Annotated in this window: 20 protein-coding genes and 1 pseudogene; 11 read left to right on the plus strand and 10 right to left on the minus strand. The window is 58.2% G+C overall.

Features of this window, described 5'->3' with window-relative positions:
• Positions 1–67: 67 nt before the first annotated feature.
• The gene (locus tag G536_RS0116630; protein ID WP_022824731.1) at positions 68–871 is read right to left on the minus strand and encodes a LexA family transcriptional regulator; all 804 of its coding nucleotides are present in this window, start codon (positions 869–871) and stop codon (positions 68–70) included.
• A gap of 167 nt (positions 872–1,038) precedes the next feature.
• A complete protein-coding gene (gene recQ / locus G536_RS0116635; protein WP_022824732.1) occupies positions 1,039–3,285 on the minus strand; it encodes a DNA helicase RecQ in 2,247 nt (748 codons plus the stop codon).
• 157 nt (positions 3,286–3,442) lie between these two features.
• On the opposite strand from recQ, the gene G536_RS0116640 reads away from it, so the two are divergent.
• On the plus strand, positions 3,443–3,793 hold the full coding sequence (locus G536_RS0116640) for a four-helix bundle copper-binding protein (RefSeq protein ID WP_022824733.1): 351 nt from the start codon (positions 3,443–3,445) through the stop codon (positions 3,791–3,793).
• An 81-nt stretch (positions 3,794–3,874) separates the two neighbouring features.
• On the opposite strand, the gene G536_RS0116645 is transcribed toward G536_RS0116640, so the two are convergent.
• Complete coding sequence (locus tag G536_RS0116645) at positions 3,875–4,795, minus strand: YihY/virulence factor BrkB family protein (RefSeq protein WP_022824734.1); 921 nt, start codon at positions 4,793–4,795, stop codon at positions 3,875–3,877.
• A 162-nt stretch (positions 4,796–4,957) separates the two neighbouring features.
• Here G536_RS0116645 and G536_RS28415 point away from each other — a divergent pair, with 162 nt between their 5' ends.
• A complete protein-coding gene (locus G536_RS28415; protein WP_022824735.1) occupies positions 4,958–5,488 on the plus strand; it encodes a DUF2062 domain-containing protein in 531 nt (176 codons plus the stop codon).
• Positions 5,489–5,619: 131 nt separating this feature from the next.
• Here G536_RS28415 and G536_RS0116655 read toward each other — a convergent pair whose 3' ends face one another.
• The 4 genes from G536_RS0116655 to G536_RS0116670 form a co-directional block, all read right to left on the minus strand.
• Complete coding sequence (locus G536_RS0116655) at positions 5,620–6,588, minus strand: enhanced serine sensitivity protein SseB C-terminal domain-containing protein (RefSeq protein ID WP_022824736.1); 969 nt, start codon at positions 6,586–6,588, stop codon at positions 5,620–5,622.
• Between the two features lie 135 nt (positions 6,589–6,723).
• A complete protein-coding gene (locus tag G536_RS0116660; RefSeq protein WP_022824737.1) occupies positions 6,724–7,161 on the minus strand; it encodes a c-type cytochrome in 438 nt (145 codons plus the stop codon).
• Entirely contained in the window at positions 7,158–7,841 is a 684-nt protein-coding gene (locus G536_RS28420; protein WP_022824738.1) for an SCO family protein, read from the minus strand. The genes G536_RS0116660 and G536_RS28420 overlap by 4 nt, the downstream gene beginning before the upstream one ends.
• Positions 7,842–7,845: 4 nt before the next feature.
• Positions 7,846–8,265 (minus strand): hypothetical protein, encoded by a 420-nt coding sequence (locus G536_RS0116670; protein WP_022824739.1) that lies wholly within the window; start codon positions 8,263–8,265, stop codon positions 7,846–7,848.
• A 311-nt stretch (positions 8,266–8,576) separates the two neighbouring features.
• Here G536_RS0116670 and G536_RS0116675 point away from each other — a divergent pair, with 311 nt between their 5' ends.
• The 8 genes and pseudogenes from G536_RS0116675 (at position 8,577) to G536_RS33100 (ending at position 19,633) form a co-directional block, all read left to right on the plus strand.
• Complete coding sequence (locus G536_RS0116675) at positions 8,577–9,695, plus strand: glycoside hydrolase family 88/105 protein (RefSeq protein WP_022824740.1); 1,119 nt, start codon at positions 8,577–8,579, stop codon at positions 9,693–9,695.
• A gap of 29 nt (positions 9,696–9,724) precedes the next feature.
• Positions 9,725–10,975: a DUF2264 domain-containing protein gene (locus G536_RS0116680; RefSeq protein WP_022824741.1), complete on the plus strand. Its 1,251-nt coding sequence runs from the start codon at positions 9,725–9,727 to the stop codon at positions 10,973–10,975.
• Positions 10,976–11,246: 271 nt separating this feature from the next.
• Positions 11,247–12,155: a glycoside hydrolase family 43 protein gene (locus G536_RS0116685; protein ID WP_245575847.1), complete on the plus strand. Its 909-nt coding sequence runs from the start codon at positions 11,247–11,249 to the stop codon at positions 12,153–12,155.
• A gap of 244 nt (positions 12,156–12,399) precedes the next feature.
• Positions 12,400–15,555, plus strand: coding sequence for a beta-galactosidase, LacZ type (gene lacZ, locus G536_RS0116690; RefSeq protein WP_022824743.1), 3,156 nt, complete (start codon positions 12,400–12,402; stop codon positions 15,553–15,555).
• A 270-nt stretch (positions 15,556–15,825) separates the two neighbouring features.
• Positions 15,826–16,269, plus strand: coding sequence for a hypothetical protein (locus G536_RS32245; protein ID WP_169515119.1), 444 nt, complete (start codon positions 15,826–15,828; stop codon positions 16,267–16,269).
• A gap of 6 nt (positions 16,270–16,275) precedes the next feature.
• A complete protein-coding gene (locus tag G536_RS0116700; RefSeq protein WP_022824745.1) occupies positions 16,276–17,412 on the plus strand; it encodes an acyltransferase family protein in 1,137 nt (378 codons plus the stop codon).
• A gap of 97 nt (positions 17,413–17,509) precedes the next feature.
• A pseudogene (locus G536_RS33095) lies at positions 17,510–18,442 on the plus strand (BNR repeat-containing protein); the annotation flags it as partial.
• A 414-nt stretch (positions 18,443–18,856) separates the two neighbouring features.
• A complete protein-coding gene (locus G536_RS33100; protein ID WP_245575850.1) occupies positions 18,857–19,633 on the plus strand; it encodes a glycoside hydrolase family 16 protein in 777 nt (258 codons plus the stop codon).
• A gap of 90 nt (positions 19,634–19,723) precedes the next feature.
• Here the strand turns inward: G536_RS33100 and G536_RS0116710 are convergent, their stop codons facing one another.
• Together G536_RS0116710 and G536_RS30820 are read right to left on the minus strand one after the other, a co-directional pair.
• On the minus strand, positions 19,724–20,209 hold the full coding sequence (locus G536_RS0116710; protein ID WP_026880297.1) for a DUF4112 domain-containing protein: 486 nt from the start codon (positions 20,207–20,209) through the stop codon (positions 19,724–19,726).
• A 124-nt stretch (positions 20,210–20,333) separates the two neighbouring features.
• Positions 20,334–21,785, minus strand: a complete 1,452-nt coding sequence (locus G536_RS30820; RefSeq protein WP_022824748.1) for a DNA integrity scanning protein DisA nucleotide-binding domain protein — start codon at positions 21,783–21,785, stop codon at positions 20,334–20,336.
• A 228-nt stretch (positions 21,786–22,013) separates the two neighbouring features.
• Between G536_RS30820 and G536_RS0116720 the strand changes: the two genes are divergently transcribed.
• Positions 22,014–22,271 (plus strand): hypothetical protein, encoded by a 258-nt coding sequence (locus G536_RS0116720; RefSeq protein WP_157530699.1) that lies wholly within the window; start codon positions 22,014–22,016, stop codon positions 22,269–22,271.
• Positions 22,272–22,383: 112 nt separating this feature from the next.
• On the opposite strand, the gene G536_RS0116725 is transcribed toward G536_RS0116720, so the two are convergent.
• A complete protein-coding gene (locus G536_RS0116725; protein ID WP_022824750.1) occupies positions 22,384–23,418 on the minus strand; it encodes a LacI family DNA-binding transcriptional regulator in 1,035 nt (344 codons plus the stop codon).
• Positions 23,419–23,516 lie beyond the last annotated feature (98 nt).

The following is a 23,516-nucleotide window of genomic DNA, read 5'->3' on the forward strand; positions in this document are numbered from 1 at the left end:
AGCGCTGGACCAAGTGGGCTTTCTAGAGATAAAGACATAAAGCATCCGGCCCGCGCCGGAAGGCAGGTTACGCCTTCTTCATGGTGGAAACCTGCTGCTGCAAGTCCAGCACGATGCTAGCCAAGCGGTTCAGCGAGAGGTCAGCAATAGGGAAGGTGCTGCTGATATAAGCTTTAGCTTCCCAAATTTCCACTACATCCTCCACGTCGATTTCATAGGGCGAGTACAATGGGTTATCGGAGTGCAAGGCCAGCATAGCGCCCTGCTTAAGCCGGTTGAACACCCGCTTGAACACGATGCCCTCCTTGGAACTCACCACGATGCAGGGCGTACCATCTTTCAGCGTCATCCAGTCGTCCACGTAGCGTCCCACAATAACGGTACCACTGGCAATGGGCAGCATGGAGTCACCACTGATTTCGAAGGCGCGGTAGGTACCACCAGTACCCAACATGGGCAGGCGGAACTTTGGCAGCTCCTCCAAATACTCCGGATCGGCGTAGCCATTGAGGTAGCCAGCTGCTGCTTTCTGGGGTACCAACTCAATGTTCTCGTTTTGTTCTTTATCGACCGTGAGAGCCAGTATGCGCAGCCCATTACCGCTGCCGGGCCGGGTGGGCTCAGTGGTAGCGGGCTGAAGCTGAAGCAGAGCCGCTTTGGCATTCTTCTTTTTGCTAAAGTCGGTGGTTACCAATGCGTCCAGCGTAATGCCGAACAGGCGTGCCATGTTAACCAGAGTAGTCAGCTTAGGCTCGGCGCGGCCTTCTTCGTAAGCGCCTACCAAAGAGCGTTTGATGCCAAGTTTTTCGGCCATCTGGGCCTGCGTAAGGGCCAGTTCGCGCCGCCAGAATTTAAGATTCGTATTAATCATGGTGCAGGGGAGCCGAAAAAAAGGCTTCAACGGTAGATAGTTACCGGCTCGTGAAAGTACGAACCCCGTTACGAGAATACTAATTCAATTAGCTGAAAATTTTTGCTAATTATTTTCGGTGCTCAGTAGCCAGCCCTAGCCCCAAAAGCGAGAAGTCAGGGGTGAAGTTATTCCCCGCGTAGCTTCTTGAAGTACAGGGAAGCTAGGCGTAACTTGAAGTAGTCGTACTTCTCGCGCAGGTGGTCGAACAAATCACGGAGCATAGGGCTGTTGCCAAGCTGGGCCTGCGCGGTTTGGATTTCGGCTAAGTCGCTCGGAGTCAAGAAGTCGGCAATACGAAGGTCACCACCTTTGGCGTACACGTTGGTAAGGTGGGTTTGCACCGTGGATACTGTTAGGCCACGCCGCTCGGCAATGGCCTCTACGCTAAGGCCCATGCGATGCAACTGAAAGGAAGTGTCCATAGTGCTGCCGGCTTCGGTTTTGGGCTCGCGCTTGCGGGACATTGGGGCGGGGCCGGCATCATCGGGGTCGAAACTATCAGGAAGGTCGTCGGTGTCATCGAGGGCGGCGGGGTTGCCGCCGTGGGCCAGGATTTCTTTAATGAACACTTCCCCGAAGTTCTCGAACTTCTTCATGCCTACCCCGGAAATACCCAGCATGGCCACGCGCGAAACCGGCCGTTCGTTGGCCATTTCCTGGAGCGTGGCATCGGTGAAGATAACGTACGGCGGCACGTTCTGCTCGTCGGCAATGCGCTTGCGCAGGTTGCGCAGGGCCTCGAATAGCCGTACTTCCGGCGAGACAGGTGCGGTAGTGGAAACCGCAGCCTTGCGGCCCCGCTTAGGCTTCTCGGCTTTCTCGGCGGGCTGAAACTTCTTGAGTGCCAGTGTACGCTGCCCTTGCAATACGTCGCGGCCTAGCTCTGTGATTTTCAGCGCGTAGCCTTCCTCGTAGGCAATGTACAAGAGGCCGTCATTGAGCATCTGGTGCACGTAGCTGTACCAGTCGAGGTAGGGGAGGTCGGAGCCGGCGCCGTAGGTTTTAATTTGGTCGTAGCCGCCGCTAAGCACGGCCTGGTTGCGCATGCCGCGCAGCACGTCAATCAGCAGGCCGATGCTGGCCCGCTCACGCATACGCACCACCGCCGACAAGGCTTTCTGGGCAATCAAAGAGCCGTCGAAAGTGGTGGGTGGGTTGCGGCAGATGTCGCAGTTGCCGCAGTCCTGGGTGAGGGTTTCGCCGAAGTAGTTGAGCAGAATCTTGCGGCGGCAGCTGGCGGCCTCGGCAAACTGCTGCATGCGCTCCAGCTTGGTGAGGTTGAGCTGGGTAAGCTGCGGATTCTCTTTGGTTAACATCTCGCGCAGCTGCAACACGTCGGCGAAGCTGTAGAACAGCACGGCCGTAGCCGGCGAACCGTCTCTGCCCCCGCGGCCAATTTCCTGGTAGTAGCCTTCGATGTTCTTGGGCAGATTGTAGTGCATCACCCATCGCACGTTGCTCTTGTCGATGCCCATGCCGAAGGCAATGGTGGCCACAATCACCTGTAAATCATCTTTCAAGAAGCCTTCCTGCACGGCCGCCCGCTGATTGGGCGTTATGCCGGCGTGGTAGAAACCGGCTTTCAAGCCCTTGGCCTGTAGCTTCTGAGTGAGGGTTTCGCACTGCTTGCGCGAGAGACAATACACGATGCCCGATTCGCCGGGGTGGCGCTCAATAAAGTCGAGGATGCCGCCTACGCGGTCCTGGCCGGGACGCACAATCAGGTTGAGGTTAGGCCGGTCGAAACTGGACAGGAATACCTGTGGGTCGTGCAGGCGCAGCTGCTGCTGAATGTCGCGCTGGGTGAGGCGGTCGGCGGTGGCAGTTAGGGCAATAATGGGCGTGTTGGGAAACTGCTCCCGCAACACGCGCAGTTGGGTGTACTCGGGCCGGAAATCGTGACCCCACGACGAAATACAGTGCGCCTCATCAATGGCGAACATGCTCACCCGTAGCCGCTGCAAAAACTGAATGAAGCCCTGGGAAAGCAGCTTCTCCGGCGATACGTACAGCAGCTTCAGGTAGCCGTTGGCGCAGTCCGAGCAAATGGCATTCTGCTCACTCTGGCTCACGCTGCTATTGATGTATTCGGCCGATATGCCGTTGGCTTTCAGCGCTTCCACCTGGTCCTTCATTAGGGCAATAAGCGGCGAAACGACCACACACACGCCCTCCGATACCACGGCCGGCACCTGAAAACACACTGATTTACCACCGCCTGTGGGCATGAGCACCACCGTGTCGCGCCCGCTCAGGATGCTCTGGATGATGTCTTCCTGCATGGGCCGGAAGGTATCATAACCATAGTATTTCTTGAGGACGCGACGAGCAGATTCGAGCGTAGGAGCGAGGGGTTCGGCAGCAAATAACATTCGGTAAAAATACGATGCTAAAGAAGGACTTGAAAGCTGAATGTAAACACCACCCGGCAGAAAAGGTGCACTATTTAAGTGAAATCAAGCACGACTATATAGGCTTGGCCCGCGTACAACCACGTAGATTTTACTGTTCACCTTAACTTTTCTAGCTATGACTCAGCCCACGCCTTCCGCAACTCAAAACCAAACCGTACTCGACGCGCTGAATGCCTGCGTGGCTGCCTGCGAAAACTGTGCTACCGCCTGCCTGCACGAAGAGCACGTTAAGCACATGGTTGGCTGCGTGCTCCTCGACCGGGACTGCGCCGACATCTGCGCCCTGACGGCCCGCTTCGTAGCCCGTAACTCGCCCCACGCCAAGCACATCATGCGTGAGTGTATTGAGCTATGTCAGCTCTGCCACAACGAATGCGCCAAGCACAACGACACTCATTGCCAACTGTGTGCCGCCGCCTGCAAAGCTTGTTTGGAAGCCTGTAAGGCCCACTTAGAGAGTAACTGAGCACTGAAGTAGCTGAGCAAGTCGTTTATCTGGCACAGCCTTCAAAAACGACTTGTTCAGTTACTTGCTTGCTTGCCGAAGCTAGTCTTCGATATCAACCAACCGGTAGCGCACGGCGGATTTCTTGGGCTTGATATCGATGCCCTTATAATGGGCGTAGGCCTTGGTGAAACAGGCGCCGAAATAAAAAATCATGGCCGAGTAGAACACGAACAGCAGCACCAGTACCACGCTGGAAGCTGCTCCATAAATAGGCCCCAAGTTGCTGGGTACCAGCAGCCGGCCTAGCACAAACTCGCCCAAGTCGATGAGGACGGCGGTGAGGGCCGCGCCACGCACCACGGCCCGCCACGGCACTTTCGCGCTGCTCAGGTTGCGGAACGTAACGCCAAACCACGCTGCCAGAATCAGAATGGAGGTAAGCTGGCTGAAAAACAGAAATAGGTAGTAGCCCACGTTGCTGTCAAAGTCGCGCACGTAGTCGGCCACAAAGGCAATGGCGGCGTCGGTTAGGAAAGTCAGCAGAGATAAAAGGCCCGTAGCTACCAGTACGCCCAAGGAACGAGCCCGCTCGTGTAGTGCTTTATCGAAGCGCCCCCCACTACGCCGCGGCCGAATCTGCCAGAGCTGGTTGAGGGAGTGCTGAATAACCACGAACAGCGTGGTAGCAATGAACAATAGAAACGCAAAGCCCAGCCATGTAACCAGTGGGCTGCGCTGCACATTGGTTACGTTGCGCAGAATCTGCTCCACCAACTCGGCCGCCGAAGTGCCCAACAATCCCGAGAGCTTGGCCAATAGCAATGCCCGCACCGTTGAGGTTGGGTATACGGCCCCGAGCACCTGAATCAGGATGAGCACGATGGGGGGTAACGCAAACGTGGTGAAAAACGCCGTAGCCGCACCTAGTCGGAGTGGGTCGTTGGCGGTTAGCTCGCGGGCAGCCCGGCGCAGTAAAATCAGAGTGTCCAGGAAAATCCGGCGACGGGTTGGGTGCGGCACGTGTACTTTTGTGGTCAGCCTTGCGTAGATGTAGTACTTTGTTGGATGAGGCCTAACGGCCAGCGCCGCATAGGTGGTGCGCGCAACGAAACTCTAGATTGAAAACAGGCTGCGAAGATAGCGCCCTCGCGCCGTATCCACCGCTGTTTGTAGCACTTACCTGTGTCGACTTCACCTGCTCCCGTTCCTGCACCGCCCGTAGATCCTGTCACCCCGCCTAGCTGGTGGCGTCGGCGTGTAGTCGAGCCGGTGCTTACTATTCTTCGCCAAGGCCTTACGCCAAAGCAACTTTCCTTGACAGTGGCCCTGGGCGTAGTGTTTGGCTTGGTGCCGATACTGGGCATCACCACCTTGCTTGGCACGGCTACGGCGGTGCGGTTACGCCTCAATGTTGCGGCTTTGCTGCTTGTCAGCCACCTGATGAGCCCGGTGCAGTTGCTGCTGATTATCCCGCTGATGAAGCTGGGTGCCAAGCTCATAGGCAGCAACGAAGGGCCCGAACTAACCCTTGAGAAACTCAAGCACCTGTTTGCCACTGATTGGCAAGAGGCGCTCCATTTACTGTGGCACGCCGGCCTGGGGGCACTGCTGATTTGGGCCGTAGCTTCCGTGCCGCTGGCGCTGCTACTGAACTTCGGGCTGCGTCCCCTGTTTCGGCGGCTATTAGCCCGGCAGGGAGTAGTTACTGAGTAGCATAGTCAGTAAGTGAGAAATATGGAAGCACGTCTTTCCTGCAAACCTCAAATCCGGTACAAACAACAAGCCCTTAACTCCTCACTGGAGTTAAGGGCTTGTTGTTTGTAGCCACTGAGTGGAATACTCCGCTAAGCGGTTGCTCGCTGATAGAATGGCTCTTGCTGCTCGAAATACTGGTTGATAGGCTCCTCGGAAGCAGGATTGAGCACCATCATGTCTACGAACTGGTAGCCTTCAATTTTGCCTTCAATAACCGGCCCCAGCTCTTGCAGGAATTCGGCCTGCTGTTCTTCGGTCTGGAAGGCCAGCAGCAAGCGAGGCAATTCAGGACTGTTTTCAATACGCATTTCGGCTAGAAATGCTTTTTCCACGAATACGTGCTCGGCGCAGAATTCACTCAGGGCGTCCAGTAGCGCAGTTGGAGCTTCGGCGGGTGGGCCTAGCTGTACGGGCACCTGGTCGGCACCCTCGGCGGGCGGGGTGGTTAGGTCGCTGGCCAGCAGCTCCTGTATCTCCTGTGAGGTCAGGAGCTTGCCAGCGGGGGAGAAGGGGTTCAGCACGCAGTCGGTGGCCTGTACCATCTGAAGCAGGTCGAGGCCGCGCACTCGGATAAACGCCACGCTGTCGGCGGGCATGCCACCTTCAAAAATGCGCTCCGGTGCCGTGAACAGTGGAATCTTGCCGTCGTTGAGAACTTGCAGCTGAATTTCCATACCAGGCGTTATTTCAATCTCGCCGCCTGCTTCGCCTTCTTTTGGCAGCGTTACGGCCATCAGCGGCTCGTGCAACAATGCCTGATAGAAAGCAGGCCGTACATTGGGCTCATTAACGGCGCGCATCAGCAACTCTTCCAGAATATTGCTTGGCGGGAAAGGGAAGTTCGGCATGGGAGGCTGCCCGTAGGCTGGCTCCGGAATGAGCGGCATAGCCGGCATTGGGGGAGCAGTTTCCTCGACCGGCAAGGTATAATTGGAGCCCTTGTAGCGGGGGCCAGCAGGAGCAGCGGAAGCAGGAGTAGAAGTAGGTGCAGCGTTAGGAGCAGCCGGTGTGGTTTCCGGTGTTTCAGGCTTCTTTTTCAGGAAATCAAACAGACCCATAGGAATACGAAAAGTGAAGGTGCAAGCTAACTAAGGTAAGTGAGACGGTGAAATTGTGAAGTGGTGAAATTGTGAGGTTAACGTTCAGGCTGCGCAATTCAGGCCAGCAGAACGTCAACCTCACTACTTCACCACTTACCGGATGATGCTGCCGTTGCAGGGCGCTAGCAACTCCGATATTTCCCGCACGGTGTAAGGTGGGTTGTGGTTGCCCCAGCTTTGTTGCACGAAGTTCAGCAGGTTGGCAATGTCGGCGTCGGTGAGGTCGGTTTTGTGGCCGGGCATCACCTGGTTGTACTCGATACCATTGACTACAATGGGGCCATTGAGGCCCTGGCGAATCAGGCAGGGCAGCTCGTTGCGGTGCTTTACCAGGTAGTCGGAAGCGGCAACGGGTGGGATGAGGCGACGTAGGCCTTCGCCCTGTTCACCGTGGCAGCTAGAACAGTGGGTTTGGTAGAGCTTGGCTCCTTCGTTCTGCTTGTTGGAAAAGCAGCCGCCGACACTGATAGCCAGCAGCCCACTGGCCGCGGCCGCGGCGCTGGCCCGCAGCAAAGAAGGCAGCCAACTCATTTGGCGGCGGTTTGCTTGGCTTCGGCTTCCTCTTTCAGCAAGATTGGCAACTCATGAATGAGCAAATCCACCTGGCTTTTTTCCATCCCGTCGTAGATGCCGCGCACCCGCCGCTTGGAGTCGATCAGGGCGAAGGTGCCGCTGTGCGCGAAGCCACCTTGCACCGTTCTGTCCACTTGCGCGCCTGTCATGTAAGCGCGGGCTAGGTTGAAGATAGTGTCGTGCGGCGCGGTAGCAAAGTGCCAGCGCGAGGCGTCCTTGATGCCCAGCCGCTCGGCATAGTCGCGCAGCACCGGAATAGAGTCGTGGGCCGGGTCGATGGTGTGGCTCAAGAACAGCACATTGGGGTTGTCCTTGTAAGCCTCATACACGCGCAGCAGCTCGCTCTGCATTTTAGGGCAGATGCTGGGGCAGGTGGCAAAAAAGAAGTCGGTGACGTAGACCTTGCCGGCAAAGGTCTGGTTGTTAATTGTTTTGCCTTCCTGGTTGGTCAGCGTGAAGCTAGGAATCGGGTCGGGCAGAGTATCAGAGGGGCTGGTAGGGGCGGTGCGCTTCAACCCCAGAATCGACAGGCGTTCTTCTTGAGAGGGAGTGGTTTCGGAGCAACCAAACAGGCCCAGCCCAGCGGTGAGCAGCAAGCTTACAAACAGAACGGGTACGCGAAAAAAGAAATGAGCCATTGCGTTATTGAGTGGAAGTAGTGCCAACGGTCTGTACGAATAACCGCGCCGAGTCGAGACTAGTGCGAAACAAGCCGGCCACCGAATCGATTTTTTTCTGTTGGCTGGCGAAGTAGCTGAGGCGCTGGTCTAGGGCTACAGTGTCGGCGGGCTTGTGGTAGCGGTGCATCCAGTCCATCATGGCGGCATCAGCCGAGAGCAGGGTGCGGCGGCGGCGGCCGGCGGCCACGGTATCGGGGCCGGGCGTTTTCTGAATCTGCTGGCGCAGAATGGTGAGCTGGTCCATTTGAGCCATCAGCTCGTCGTGGCGGGCCAGCATGGCTTTTTCTGCCGCTTCGGCTTTCTGCTCGTCGCTTTGTAAAGAAAGGCAGGCGGGCAGGCTGGCTAGCAAAAGGACAAGCAACAGGTAGGGGAGCTTTTTCACGGCCGCAAAGGTAGGGCCTGGTTGCCGGCTGGCCTTGGCTGAGGGTGAAATTGCCCTCAGATTGATACCCTAGCAACTGTTGCCGTTTGGGAGTGGCAGAGGCTGTAGCCAGCACATCTGGCAAAGAGGCCTTTCTCTTAACGCCAACAGGACCGGACGAATATGCCCCCTCATTCCGTGAGAATATACCTCTGACTTTCACGTGTAAGCCCCTATACTTGCGGCAGCTTGGCCGCAGACTTCTTTGTTGGAGAGCAAGTCAAGTTACTACTGCTCCTATCCGCTTACCCTCCTTTCCCACCCGTTCCGTTATGCGCATCTCCTTTCGTTGGCTGGCCGGCGGCCTACTGCTGGCCCTTGGCTGCTCCGGTACCGCTGAAGCCCAATCATTATCTAAGGCCGACCAGGCAGTTTTCAAGCCGAAGTACATCAAGAAGCAGCTGTTGAGCGCCACCAAGTGGCAACTGGCGCACCCCAAGCACAAAATCACCGACTGGACCAACGGAGCCTTCTACTCCGGCGTGTTTGCGGCCTACGAAACCACCAAGTCCCAGTTGATTCTGGACTCGCTCATGGCTATGGGCAACCGCACCCAGTGGCAGCCCGACCAACGCTACGACCACGCCGACGACATCGTTATCTGCCAGACCTACCTGAACCTGTACCGCCTCAAAAAAGACCGGCGCATGATACAGCCGACGCTAGATGTAGTAGAGAAATTCAGGACCGTGCCCGGTAAGGAAGTGCAGAATCATGGCATTGCCTGGTGGTGGTGCGACGCCCTGTTTATGGGGCCGCCGGTGCTCGTGAAGCTGGGTTTGATTGAAAACAAGCCGGAGTACCTTACCCTCAGCGACACGCTGTATCAGCAAACCTACCGCCGCCTGTTCAACCATCAGCAGCACCTGTTTTCGCGCGATGCCAGCTACCTCTGGAATGCCGCGGGCGAAGGCAAAAAGGAAAGCAACGGCCAGCAGATTTTCTGGAGCCGGGGCAATGGCTGGGTGATGGGTGGCTTGGTGCAGGTATTGCAGGAACTGCGCCCAAACCATCCCACGCGCAGCTTCTACCTGGAGTTGTTCAAGGAAATGAGTGCGCGCCTCATCCAGCTTCAGCAGCCCGACGGCCTGTGGCGCTCCAGCCTGCTCGACCCGGCCGCGTATCCGGGCGGTGAGGCTTCGGGCTCGGGCTTCGACTGCTACGCCCTGGCCTGGGGCATCAACCAAGGTATCCTCGACAAAGCCACCTACCTGCCTGCGGTGCAGAAAGCCTGGATTGGCCTCAATAAGTGTGTGTCGCCGGAAGGCCGGGTAGGGTGGGTGCAGCCCATTGGTGCCGACCCGCGCCGCGACTTTTCGGCGGAAAGCTGGGAGGTGTACGGCACCGGCGCGTTTCTGCTAGCGGGCTCCGAGGTAATCAAGTTGAAGTAGCAGCGCTGTCACGCAATCAGATATATAGTATGAAACGACGCTCCTTTGTAGCCCAAGCCGCCACCGGCCTTTCGGCGCTGGCGTTACCGGCTCCCGTCTGGGCCGTGGGCCACGCGCCCACTTTGCCGCCCCCAGTTAAGCAGTCGGACCGGGAGTACTGGCTGACCACGCTGCTGCGGGTGGTGGAGCCCGTGCTGGCGGCCGGCGCGCAGGGCCAGCTGAAGGCATTGATGCCCATTGAGTCTGCGCCTGGCCAGCAGGAAGGCCGCCGCAAAGTGTCGCACTTGGAGGCGCTGGGGCGCACGCTGGCGGGGCTGGCTCCCTGGCTGGAAGCCCCCGGTACCACCGCCGCCGAGCAAATCTTACAGAAACGGTACGCTCAGCTGGCCCGCCAGGCCATCGGCCACGCCGTAGACCCCAAATCACCGGACTTCCTGAATTTCACCGACGGGGGGCAGCCGGTTGTGGATGCTGCCTTCTTGGCGCACAGCCTGTTGCGGGCGCCCACCCAGCTGTGGGCTGAGCTGCCAGCGGCCACTCAAACTCAACTGGTGCAGGCCCTGCAAAGCAGCCGGGTTATCAAGCCGGTGTACAGCAACTGGCTGTTGTTCAGTGGTATCATTGAAGCCGCACTGCTCAAGTTCACCGGCTCCGGCGACCTGATGCGCATGGATTACGCCATCAAGCAACACCAAATCTGGTACAAAGGCGACGGCACCTACGGCGACGGCCCCGATTTCCACTGGGACTACTACAATAGCTACGTCATTCAACCTATGCTGCTCGATGTGGTAGGTACGCTGGTAGACGCTGGCAAAGAGCAAAAGCAGCTCTTGGAAACCCTGCGCACCCGCGCCCGGCGCTACGCCGCCGTGCAGGAGCGCCTGATTGCGCCCGATGGGTCGTTTGCCGCCTTTGGCCGGTCGTTGGCATACCGGTGCGGGGCGTTTCAGCACCTGGCGCAGGTGACGTTGCAGCAGCAGCTGCCACCCGAGTTGCCGGTCGGGCAGGTTCGCAGTGCCCTTACCGCCGTTATCCGCCGCACGATGGAGCCCAAGGGTACTTTCGACGCTAAGGGCTGGTTACAGATTGGGCTGTGTGGCCACCAGCCGAGCATCGGGGAGGGTTACATTTCCACCGGGAGCCTGTACCTGTGTACCACCGCGTTTCTGCCGCTGGGTTTGCCCCCAACAGATGCCTTCTGGACCAGCCCCACCCAAGACTGGACCGCCCGCCAAATCTGGTCCGGCCAAAACGTGAAGACTGACCATGCTTCGTAGGAGTTGCGAACAGTTGACGATTGTAAAAACCACAGCAAAGAAAGCCCGTCATGCAGAGGCGGAGCCGAAGCATCTTGCTCGTTTCGTTGCAATAGTAATCCAGTGTCAGCACGCGAGATGCTTCGGCTCCGCCTCTGCATGACGGGCTTTCTTTGTTGAAAACACCTTACTTTCCTCCACGGTTTAGTTGATTCTCTTTCCTTTCGCTTATCGGATGATGTATTTTAGGTTGCTTAATGCCGCGGTGCTGTTGCTTGCTTCTGTAGCGGGCATGGCCCAGAAACCGCTGAAAAAGAACGAAGTCCTGCTGTTTGCCTACTTCAAGAACAACGGGCAAGACGGGCTGCACCTGGCCACCAGCCCCGACGGCTACCAGTGGACCGCCCTCAACAACGACCAGTCGTTTCTGCAACCCACCGTTTCCAACGACAAGCTCATGCGCGACCCCTGCATCATCCGGGGCAAGGATGGGCTATTCCATATGGTCTGGACTACGAGCTGGCACGAGCGGGGCATTGGCTACGCCAGCTCCAAGGATTTGGTGAATTGGAGCGCGCAGCAGAACATTCCGGTGATGGAGCCCGAGCCCACGGCCAAGAACTGCTGGGCCCCGGAAATCACCTACGATGCCCGCAAGGACCAGTACATGATTTACTGGGCCACCACCATTCCGGGTCGGTTTGCGCAGGGCGAAACCACGGTGGAAGGCGGCAACAACCACCGCATCTACTACACCACCACCAAGGATTTCAAAACCTACGCGCCTTCCAAGGTGCTCTACGACCAAGGCTTCAACGTAATTGATGCTACCGTGCAGCCCGCTGGTAAGCGTTTCGTGATGTTTCTGAAAGACGAAACCAAGGAGCCGGTACAGAAAAACCTGCGTGTGGCCTTCGCCGACCAACTCACCGGTCCGTACGGTCCTCCTTCGGCACCCATTACCGGCAAGTACTGGGCTGAAGGCCCAACGGCTATTCAACTGGCCGGGGAGTGGCTGGTGTATTTCGACAAGTACACCGAGCACAAATACGGCGCCGTAAGCTCCGCCGACCTGGAGCACTGGACCGACGTATCCGACCGGGTGCAGTTCCCGAAAGGTACCCGCCACGGCACGGTGCTGCGCATCACCAAAAAGGAGCTAGCCCAACTACAGGCCAAAAAGGACACGGCAGCTAAGTAAATCAGCATGATGGTCTCATGACTTCTTGACCATGATAGTTTGCATGGAGCCGATTGGTGTTATGCCAGTCGGCAATTCAGCTTTTTCAGAATCACTGAAAACAAAGAGTATGGTGGGAGCGGGGCCTTTTTTTACCGGCAACGACGAAAATACACCCCTCAATCACTGGAAATGCACCCTGCCTGCCACTACGCGTGTCGTTAGGTTTGCTGGTATCGAATCTGCCCTCTTACCCACCCGTTTCATGCACGTTTCTCGCTTCCTGACTGCCTCTCTGCTGCTAGCCAGCCGCCTGGCCGGTGCCCAATCCACGCCCAACGAATGGGAAAACCCGCGGGTATTCGAGCACAACAAAGAGAAGGCGCACGCCAGCTTCATGGTGTATGCCAATGCCGCCGACGCTGCCACCAACATCTACAGCCGCTCGCCCTACTACCAGTCGCTCAACGGTTCCTGGAAGTTCAACTACGTACCCCGCCCCGCCGAGCGACCCTTGGATTTCCAGTCGCCCACCTTCAACGACGCCAGCTGGAAAACCATTGCCGTGCCTTCGAGCTGGGAAGTGCAGGGATTCGGGACGCCCATCTACACCAACGTTACTTACCCTTTCCCCAGAAACCAGCCGTTCATTGATGGGCGCGACAACCCGGTGGGCAGCTACCGGCGCACGTTTACGGTGCCCGCCACCTGGGCCGGGCGCGAGGTGATGCTGAACTTCGGCTCAATTTCCGGCTACGCGGTGGTATTCGTAAACGGGCAGCGGGTGGGGATGAGCAAAGTAGCCAAGTCACCCGCCGAATTTGATATTACGCAGCACCTGAAGCCCGGCGACAACACGCTGGCCGTGCAGGTATTCCGCTGGCACGACGGCTCGTATCTGGAAGACCAGGACTTCTGGCGCCTCTCCGGCCTCGACCGGGACGTGTACCTCTACAGCTTGCCCAAAGAAACCATCTGGGACTTTTTCGCCCACGCCGACCTCGACCCCACGTACAAAAACGGCCAGTTCTCGGCCGATGTGACCCTGCGCAACTTTGCTAGCACGACCGGTTCGCCTGCCCGCCTCACGGTGGAAGTGCTGGATGCCGCCGGCAAAACCGTGCTGCGCCAGCAGCAAGCCGTGGCTACCGTGCCCGCCGCCGGTCTGCAAACCGTGAAAGTGAGCGGCACCGTGAAAAACGTACGCAAGTGGTCCGCTGAAACTCCTAACCTGTATCAGTGCCGCCTCACCCTAGCTGATGCCCAGGGCAAGGAGTTGGCCGTTACCAGTTGCCGGATTGGCTTTCGTAAAGTGGAAATCAAGGATGCGCAGCTGATGGTGAACGGTGTGCCCGTAGAAGTGCACGGCGTGAACCGCCACGAGTTGGAGCCTACCACCGGCCGCGTAGTAACCGAAGCTGGCATGCGCCGCGACCTGGAGCTGATGAAGCAGTTCAACATCAACGCGGTGCGCACCAGCCACTACCCCAACGACGAGCGGTGGTATCAGCTCTGCGACGAGCTGGGTTTCTACCTCGTGGATGAGGCCAACATCGAAACCCACGGCTATGGTGCAGAGTTGCAAGGCGGGTTCGACAAGAGCAAGCACCCGGCCTACTTGCCCGAGTGGGCCCCGGCTCATATGGACCGCATTGAGCGGGCCGTGGAGCGCGACAAAAACCACCCTTCGGTTATCATCTGGAGCCTCGGCAACGAGTGCGGCAACGGCCCCGTGTTTCATGATGCCTACACCTGGCTGAAGCAGCGTGACCCGAGCCGCCCCGTACAGTTCGAGCAGGCTGGCGAAGACGTGAATACGGATATTGTGTGCCCGATGTACCCTGGCATGGGTTCGATGAAGCGGTACGCCGAGGCCACCGACAAAAAGCGCCCCTACATCATGTGCGAGTATTCGCACGCCATGGGCAACAGCAACGGTAACTTCCAGGAATACTGGGATTTAATTCGGAGCAAGCCGCATATGCAGGGGGGCTTCATCTGGGACTGGGTGGACCAGGGCCTGCAAACCCAAACCACCGATGGCCGGCCGTTCTTCGCGTACGGCGGCGACTTGGGCGGCTATTTCTTGCAAAACGATGAGAACTTCTGCGCCAACGGCCTGATTGCCGCCGACCGCACCCCGCACCCTGGGTTGTGGGAAGTGAAAAAGGTGTACCAGGATATTCGTTTCACGGCAGCTCAACCCGCCACGGGCCGCGTAACGGTAGTCAACGGCTTCTCTTTCAATAGCCTGGACAAGTACACCTTCCGCTGGGAGCTCCTACGCAATGGCACCGTGACAAAGTCGGGAGTGATGCCAGTGGGTAATCTGGCGGCCCGGCAGCAGAAGGAAGTGAAGCTGCCACTGCCGGCCATGCCCAGCGGGGCCGAATACGTGCTCAACGTGTTTGCCGTCACGAAAACGGCCGCGCCGCTGGTGCCCGCCGGCCACGAGGTAGCACGAGAGCAATTTGTGCTGACGCCGGCGGCTAGCTACTTCACCGCTACTTCGACCCCAACTGGTAAGCTGGACGTGAAGCGGGAAGGCGACAAGCTGACGTTTTCGGCGGGCGACGTACGCGGTGAGTTCAACACCAAGCAAGGCCGCTTCACCGATTACCGCCTGCGCAACCAGTGGGTGATGGGCGGCTACCCCGAGCCGTACTTCTGGCGCGCCCCCACCGACAACGACTTCGGCAGCGGCATGCCCCAGAACCTGGGAGCGTGGCGCACGGCCCACGCCGCCCGCCGCGTGCAAAAAGTAACGGTAGGGGAGCAGTCGGCGGCGGGACTGCCCATCAAAGTGGAATACCGCCTGACCGACATCGACGCGCCCTACACCATCGACTACCTCATCGGCAACGACGGGGCGGTGCAAGTCACGGCCGCCATCGACTTGACCGGCAAAACCCTGCCCGAAATGCCCCGCTTCGGGATGCGGCTAGATCTGCCGCGTTCCTTCAACCGCATGCAGTACTACGGCCGCGGCCCCTGGGAAAACTACTCCGACCGTAGCACGGCGGCTCTGCTGGGTACCTACCAGGATTCGGTGAACGGGCAGTTCACGCGCAACTACATCCGGCCCCAGGAAAACGGCTACCGTACCGATGTACGCTGGCTGACGCTCACCAACGCCGAGGGCCTGGGCCTACGCGTAGAAGGTACCGGCCAGCCCATTTGCTTTAGCGCCTTGCCGTTCCGCACCGAGGACCTCGACCCCGGCCTCAGCAAAAAGCAGCAGCACCCCACCGACGTAAAAATGCGCGGTTCCGTAACGCTGCAAGTGGACCTGAAACAGCGCGGCGTGGGCGGCGACAACAGCTGGGGCGCCCTGCCCCACGAGCAGTACCGCCTCCTCGACAAGCAGTACAAGTATAGCTACACCTTGCGCCTGGTGGACGCCAAGCAGCCGCAGCCCTAAAACCAAGTCTGTTGCTAAACAGAAAAAGCAGTTCTTTGGGCACATCCTGCCGCCTGACAAGAAAGCTTTATGATAAGCAAGCGCCTACTTCGTAAGATGCTATTGGCTCTGGTGCTGTACTGCGGCACCAGCCAGCTAAGCATCGCCCAACGAACCGCACCCGAGCCTCCACTGACCCCTCGGATGCCGCAAGTACAGCTTCGGACGCCAGTGATCATACAGCCGCCCGCCGCTAGGGCCGCCAAACTGCCCGCACCTCCGGCTACAGTAATGCAAGTTGCTGTGCCCCGGCCCCAACCACTTTTTCTCCTAAATTCTGAGGTGGTTATTGCCCCAGATGGCATTCAGCCGGCGGAAATCAAGAAGGTAATGGTGTACAAAAGCCACAATGCTCCCGCGCAGTGGCGTGAGTTGGTGACGTACGGCATTATCGACATCACGCCCAAGCAGAAAATCAAAGTCAAGAGCCGTACACTGGCTGCTATTGGGAAAGACTTGGGTGTGTCGGGGCCGGTGCGCTACACCATAAACGCTATGCCCGTAGCCGATGCCAACCTCCGCATTGCGCTGGATGCTATTGGCGAAATCAACCTGATGCGGACCACTGAGTCAGCTGTTACTACCGTTGCCATTAATGTCAGGCCCGCTAAACCAGGGGCACTTCGGCAAGACCCGCCGGGTACGATTTACATCCGTGGACTGGCAGCGCATTAGGTTGGTATGATGAATATGCAAGTTGCCAAGGCTACCCCCGTCACGCTGAGCACCAAGCCGCACTACGCCATTCTGGATGGGCTGCGGGGAGTGGCGGCGCTGTTGGTGGTAGCCTTTCATTTGTGCGAGGCGCACGCCACCAGCCACCTCGACCAGCTGATCAACCATGGCTATTTGGCAGTCGATTTCTTTTTCATGCTTTCGGGCTACGTTATCAGCTACGCCTACGACGACCGGTGGAACCGCCTGACTCTGAAAGAATTCTTTACAATTCGGCTGGTGCGGCTGCAACCATTGGTGGTACTGGGTATGATAATCGGGGCCGCGTGCTTCTATTTTCAGGATTCCGTGCTGTGGCCTCATATCAGTGAGGTGCCCATTTGGAAGACGCTGCTAGTTATGGCTATTGGGGCCACGCTGCTGCCGCTGCCTTTGTCGATGGATCTTCGGGGTTGGCAGGAAATGCACCCGCTCAATGGGCCGGGCTGGTCGTTGTTTTACGAATACATTGCCAACCTGCTGTACGCGCTGTGGGTACGCAAATTCTCCAACCGAGCCCTGACTGCACTGGTTGTGCTGGCTGGCGCGGTGCTGCTGCACTATGCCGTTACGAACCCCGCCGGCGACATGATAGGGGGCTGGTCGTTGAACGTGGAGCAGCTACGGGTGGGCTTCACACGGGTGACGTACCCGTTTTTTGCCGGGTTGCTGCTGGCGCGCGTGAGTAAGCCGGGCCGCATCAAACACGCTTTCTGGTGGGGCAGCTTGCTGCTGACCGTGGTGCTGGCCTTCCCGCGGGTAGGGGGCACCGAGCAGTTGTGGCTGAACGGCCTCTACGATGGGGCAAGTATTCTGCTGGTATTTCCGGTGGTGGTATGGTTAGGTGCTAGTGGGCAAGTATCCGGACGCGGTGCGCAGCTGTGCAGGTTTGTGGGGGCTATTTCCTACCCCATCTACATCACGCATTACCCTCTCATTTACACCTATACCGCCTGGGTAAGCAACGGCCACCGCCCTTTAGCTCAGGTGTGGCCCGTGGCCTTGCTGACCTTTGGCGCCATTGTGCTGTTGGCTTATGTTAGCCTGAAACTCTACGACGAGCCTGTTCGGCGGTGGCTGAAAAGTCGGCTTCTGGCGCGGTAATAGCCGGCGGTAAACTTTCCTCGGTAAGGCGCTCTAGTGCTTCATCTCTTCGCAACTGCCTCATTTCTTTTGCCCTGACGTCGGCCTTAAACCCCCTATGAAGTATTCCTTTTGGCTGTTGGCACTGCTGCTGAGCGGTGCGGCGCTGCTCTCCGAACCGGCTGCTGCTCAAACCCCCGTGGGCCTGGGCTGGGCCCGCAACAACGTGAACGGGGCCGTGTTCCGCAAGAACTCCGTCGTGACCCACAAACGCGAGCAGTACACCGCCTATTACGATTCGCTCGGGTACGTGGTGCTGGCCAAGCGCAAGCTGCCAGCCGGGCTGTGGCAAGTGCAGCAAACCAAGTACAAAGGCAAAGTGCAGGATGCGCACAACGTTATCAGCTTAATGGTGGACGGACGTGGCTATTTGCACCTGTCCTTCGACCACCACGGCAACCCCCTGCGCTACTGCCGCAGCACCCAGCCCGGCGGCCTGGAGCTGACCGAACTGCTGCCCATGACCGGCCAGCAGGAAAAGAACGTGACCTACCCCGAGTTTCACCGCTTCCCCAATGGCGACCTGCTGTTTGTGTACCGCGACGGTAGCTCCGGCAACGGCAACATGGTGCTGAACCGCTACGCGCCTAAAACTCAAACCTGGACTCGCCTGCACAGTGTGCTTATTGATGGCGAAGGCAAGCGCAACGCCTACTGGCAGGCCTGCATCGACCGGAAAGGCGCCATTCATATATCGTGGGTGTGGCGGGAGTCGCCGGACGTGGCCTCAAACCACGACATGGCCTACGCCCGCTCCTTGGATGGCGGCAAAACTTGGCGGAAGAGCACTGGCGAAACCTACCAGCTGCCCATCACCGAAGCTACTGCCGAATACGCCGCGCGCATCCCACAGAACAGTGAGTTAATCAACCAAACATCCATCACTACCGATGCCGTGGGCACACCCTACATTGCTACCTACTGGCGGCCGCAGGGTACGCAGGTGCCGCAGTATCAGCTTATTTATTTGGTTGGTAAAGAATGGAAAACCGCGCAAATCGGGCAGCGGACCACGCCGTTCAGTTTGAGTGGGGCCGGTACCAAGAAGATTCCGATTTCGCGGCCGCAACTGCTAGTAGCTACTCAGAAAGGCAAAACTGCCGCCTACCTGCTGTTCCGGGACGTGGAGCGCCAGGACCGGGTGTCGGTGGCGCAGTGCTCGGATTTGAAGGGCAATAAGTGGGCGCTGATGGACCTCAATAGCTCATCGGTGGGCAACTGGGAGCCGAGTTACGACACCGAGCAGTGGCAGAAAAACGGCCAGCTCCACCTATTCGTGCAGCGCACCGGCCAGGGCGACGGGGAAAAGCTGGAAAAGCTGCCCGCCCAACCGGTATACATCTTGGAATGGAAGCCAGGAGCCCAGCCCGCACCCAGCGCGGCAGCTGAGGCTTCGCCCGCAACAGTGCCGCCAAGCAGCGCACCCGCCGGCTGGAAGCTGTTGTGGGCTGATGAGTTCAACACCGACGGCCGCCCTGACCCCAAGAACTGGAAGTTTGAAAACGGCTTCCAGCGCAACAATGAGTTGCAATGGTATCAGCCCGACAATGCCCGCTGTGAAAATGGTCTGCTGGTGATTGAAGCCCGCAAGGAGCAGCGCCCTAACCCCAACTATCAGACCGGTAACACCACCTGGAAAACCAGCCGCCCCACCATCGAGTACACGTCTTCCAGCCTCAACACCAACGGCTTGCACGCCTGGCAGTACGGCCGCTTCGAGATGCGTGGGCGCATCAATACCAGTTCAGGTTTGTGGCCAGCCTTCTGGACGCTGGGTGTGGCCGGCGAGTGGCCAGCCAACGGCGAAATTGACATTATGGAGTTCTACAAAGGCAAGATTCTAGCTAACGTGGCCTCCGGCACCGCCAAGCGCTACACTGCCAAATGGGACAGCGAAACCAAGCCCGTAACCGACTTCTCGGCCGACTGGGCCAGCCAGTTTCATGTCTGGCGCATGGACTGGGATGCCCAAGCCATCCGCCTGTACGTAGACGACCAGCTCCTAAACGAAACGCTGCTTACTAATACCATAAACCAGGATGGCACCGGCATCAACCCCATGATGCAACCCCACTACCTACTGCTCAACCTAGCCCTGGGCGGCGACAACGGCGGCCCCCTCAACGATACCGCCTTCCCCAACCGCTACGAAGTGGATTACGTGCGCGTGTATCAGCGGTAGCGCCTTGTTGGACCAGAGATATAGGCGTATTCAGAGCGGTGTAGAGATGTGACGCGTCTCTACACCGTTTAATAGCTATTCATTAGGTTTTTACGAAATCCATTGCTGTGCTTCGGCCAGGTGCCAAAGCCAGACGCCCGCAGTCCAGAGTCCCCAAATCAGCAGGCCGAAAACGAGCAGCAGCCCTAGCAATGCGCCCGCCAGTAGGCTCTTGCCGCTGCCTTGGTAGCGTCCTTCGGCGTAGTGGCGGCGCAGTAGGCGTACGTTTTTGTCGTTGGCTTTATAGGCGAAATCGAAGACGTTGCCGATGATGGGAATGGCTCCGATGATGGTGTCGAGCAACACGTTGAGCACCATGCGCACCACCACGTTGCCGCTAGCGCCGTGGCGCATCATGGTCAGAATCAGCACGCCCGAAACTGCCAACGACGGAATGCCGCCCACGATAGGCACCAAGCCCATGATGGGGTCGAGGCCAAAGCGCCAAGTAGTGCCGGGCACCCGGAACTGGCTGTCCATGAGGCGGGAAACGCTTTCCACCCAGCGCAGGCGGTCATCAGTATCGACGGTAGGCATTGTGCTGATTATTGGTGGGTTGATGCCTGTTTGCAGCATGTGAAGGCGCAGGCAGATGCTCTGATGTCCTCTACGTTGTTTCAGACGTAACAGTCATTTGGCCAGGTAAACAGCAAAGTGGCTACTATTTAATTCCTGGCGGAAGCAGGTCAATCAGGCCGTCTTCGCTGACAACTACCACCAGGCAAGGATACTGGCTGCTTTCCACGTAACGTAACGCCGAGTTGTAGCGCGAGCCGCGAGACGAGTCGCCTTTGGCAGTGGCCAAGCCGTCGAGGATGGCCCCGATGGCGTGGCAGGTACCGTTGGGTTCGATGAGCACCGCCCCGTCGATGTTGGTAGCCAGGCGTAATACCGAGGGCGTCATCAAGCGCGGGGCTACTCGAAAACTCTGGCGCGTAAGGCGGGCCGCTTCCTGCGCCGCCCCTTCCGAAATCACCAGAATAGTGCCTGTGGGCTGCGTAGTAGCACTTTGGGTCAGCTCCCACAGGTACTCGGTGGTGGACTGGTCTAGGTAGGGAAACACGCGCTGAACGGCTTTGGCGAAGTTGGCGGCATCTACGCGGCCCTGCGGCAACCGGGGCGTATTCGATACCACTTTCATCATCACCTGGTTGTCGTGGGTTAGCTCCCAACTATAGTGCCGGGTGAAGTGCACCGTGAAAATCGGCTCGTAGGCCTGATCGTCGGGGGCCACCAGGTAGCCCAGCCCGAATACATCAGTGGCGTCAGAAACCAGGGCAGTGCGATCTTCGCTCAATTCCAGCAGCTTGCGCACCCGGCGGTGGTCACGCAGCGGAATAGGGCTGTCGAGGGTGAGAACCGGCACGATGGCCGGGTGGTGGCGCCGGGCTACCAGCATCGTGCCGATGCCTTCGTCGCCCTCGTGGCGCAGAGCGGCCACGCCGTTGCAGGCGTCATAGAGCCCGTGCGTGCCGGCCGCGGCCCGTAGCATAAAGCTACGACCCGCGGCGCGCAGCACCTCGTTGTAGTCCCGGTCGAGTACGGGCCGGTCGTCGTCGGTATCTGATTCGCGCAGGGCCCGGCTGCAATCCTGCAAAAATTCCTGCACCGTAGCATTCACCAACGACGTCGGCCGGTTGCTGGTGCTGAGCGGGGGCAGGGTGTAGTAGGCCTCATAGGTTTCGCGAGAGAGCTGGAGCACCACCACCACTAAGTAGCCATACAGGCTAATAGGCAGCGAGCAGAAGCTTACCCGCCCTTCTGACCGCACCTGGCAGAGCTGGGTGAGAGTTTGTTGGGTGGCTTGCTGAAGTAGGCCGTACCAGCGTAGCTTTTCGTACCGGTCATGGTCGTCGCGGTGCAAATGATACACCACGTCACGAGGGCCGTCGGGCTCCAAGGCAGCTGCCAGGGATTTCACTCCGGCGAAATCAGTGGGAGAATAGCGCAAGGTGGCAGGTTCCACTACCACAGCCTGCGGCTCGTCGGTTTCGCGAGCCGAGGCCAGCCCCAGCAAAAACACTTCGGGCTTTAAATTACGGTCGAGCAGATTGAAAACGCCGTCGGCAAACAATTGGGCCGACACGCGAAACAAGCTTTGGTGGTCCCACATAGAAGGGAGCTGGGAATTCGGCAAGGACGGAGCGGAGAGAGGCTAAAACGAGAGGCTACAACAGTGAGTACGAAAAAACATGCATCAGGGTAGGCACCCTCAGGCAAGATTCCAGGCTTCAGTGTTCAACTTTCGGAGGCAGATGTGGTTATGAAGGAATCGGGGTTGTGGTTAGGCTTGCGGAATGCGCCCAAAAAGCCTATCTTAGATGAAGTAGCCCCGCCGCTTATGCAATTCTACCTTCTACTTTCCGGATTCGGTTTTTTGGTAGCCTTCTCGGTGCTGCCGCTGCTTACGGGCTATTGTGCTGCCAGTTACGGCCGCTCGTTCTGGGTTTGGTTCATGCTAGGCTGGGTGCTACCCATTCTGTCGTTTCTGGTACTATTCACCCTTATTGCGCGCCGCTACCTCGACCAAGGTGAGCGGCTGCTGGAAGAAGCCAAGGAAATACTGGCCGCCGCCGAAGCCGCAGAGGTGCGACACTAGCTGGCTGCCGCTGCATGTAGCTCGGCCGTTTATAAAGGCGGCCCTAGTATTATCTGCTAAAGTGTTGATTTTCAGCGTTTAAATTTGTAAAGCCAACTGTTTATTACTGCACTTACCAGCCTTTGTGCAGCGAAGAGGCCCGTACAATTAACTCGGGCTTGAGCACTAGAGGAGGAGGCGTGTAGCTAGGGCCGCGTTTGAGCAACTGGAGCAAAAGCCGCACCGCCGTTTCGCCCATCTGCTCGGCCCGCTGGTTCACTACTGTCAGGCGCGGGTGGGTCATGTTGGTGAATGGCTCGTTGCTGAAGCAGGCCAGCGCCACGTCTTGGGGTACCCGCAGGCCCCGCTCATGCAGCACTTCCAGCGCGCCCACCGTTGGAATGGCGTAAGCGCCGAACAGCGCATCGAGGGGTTTGTGCTGATTTAGAAATTGTTCCATTCCTTGTCGGCCGTCCTCGTGCGTCATGGCGGGCAGCGAGTATACTAGGTCGTCGTTGGCGGGTAGGCCGTGGGCCCGCAGCGCTTCCTGGTAGCCTAGGTAGCGGTTACGGCTGGTATTGAGGTGTTGCGGCCCGGCAAAGTGGGCAATGTGTTGGCAGCCCTGCTCGATGAGGTGCGCCACGGCCTGGTACGCTCCCTGAAAATCGTCGAGTACCACGGCTGAGCTGTCGGCCAGATCAGCAGCTCTATCGAAAAATACCAGCGGCGTACCCTGCTGGCGCACCTGCTCGAAATGTTGCAGTTCGTTGTGCGTGGTGGCCGATAAAGAAACCAGAATGCCTTCCACCTGCGCGGCCAGCAGCGTATCAATGTTCTGCTGCTCGCGCCGCACATCCTCATTGGACTGGCACATCATCACGTTGAAGCCGGCCTGGCTGGCTACGTTTTCAATGCCGTTCATAACGGCCGGGAAGAAGTATCCCCTGATATGCGGCACAATTACGCCCAACGTTTGGCTGTGGCCTTTGCGCAAAGCCGCCGCCAGCAAGTTGGGGCGGTAGCTGAGCTGCTGGGCTGCTTGCCGCACCCGTTCTTTGGTGGCCTCACTGATGCCAACATGGTCAGACAAAGCTCTTGATACCGTAGACGTAGATATACCCAATTGCTCGGCTATATCGGCAAGGGAGGTGCGTTTCAAAAGGGCCATGCAGCAGGCAGCCTAAGGACGGAAAGTAGCTTTGATAATTGCTGAAGCTACTAGGTGTGATTTTATACCGAAATGTAACGATTATGGTTAAGTAAAGG

The sequence above is a fragment of the Hymenobacter norwichensis DSM 15439 genome (assembly GCF_000420705.1).
Taxonomy (GTDB): Bacteria; Bacteroidota; Bacteroidia; order Cytophagales; family Hymenobacteraceae; genus Hymenobacter; species Hymenobacter norwichensis.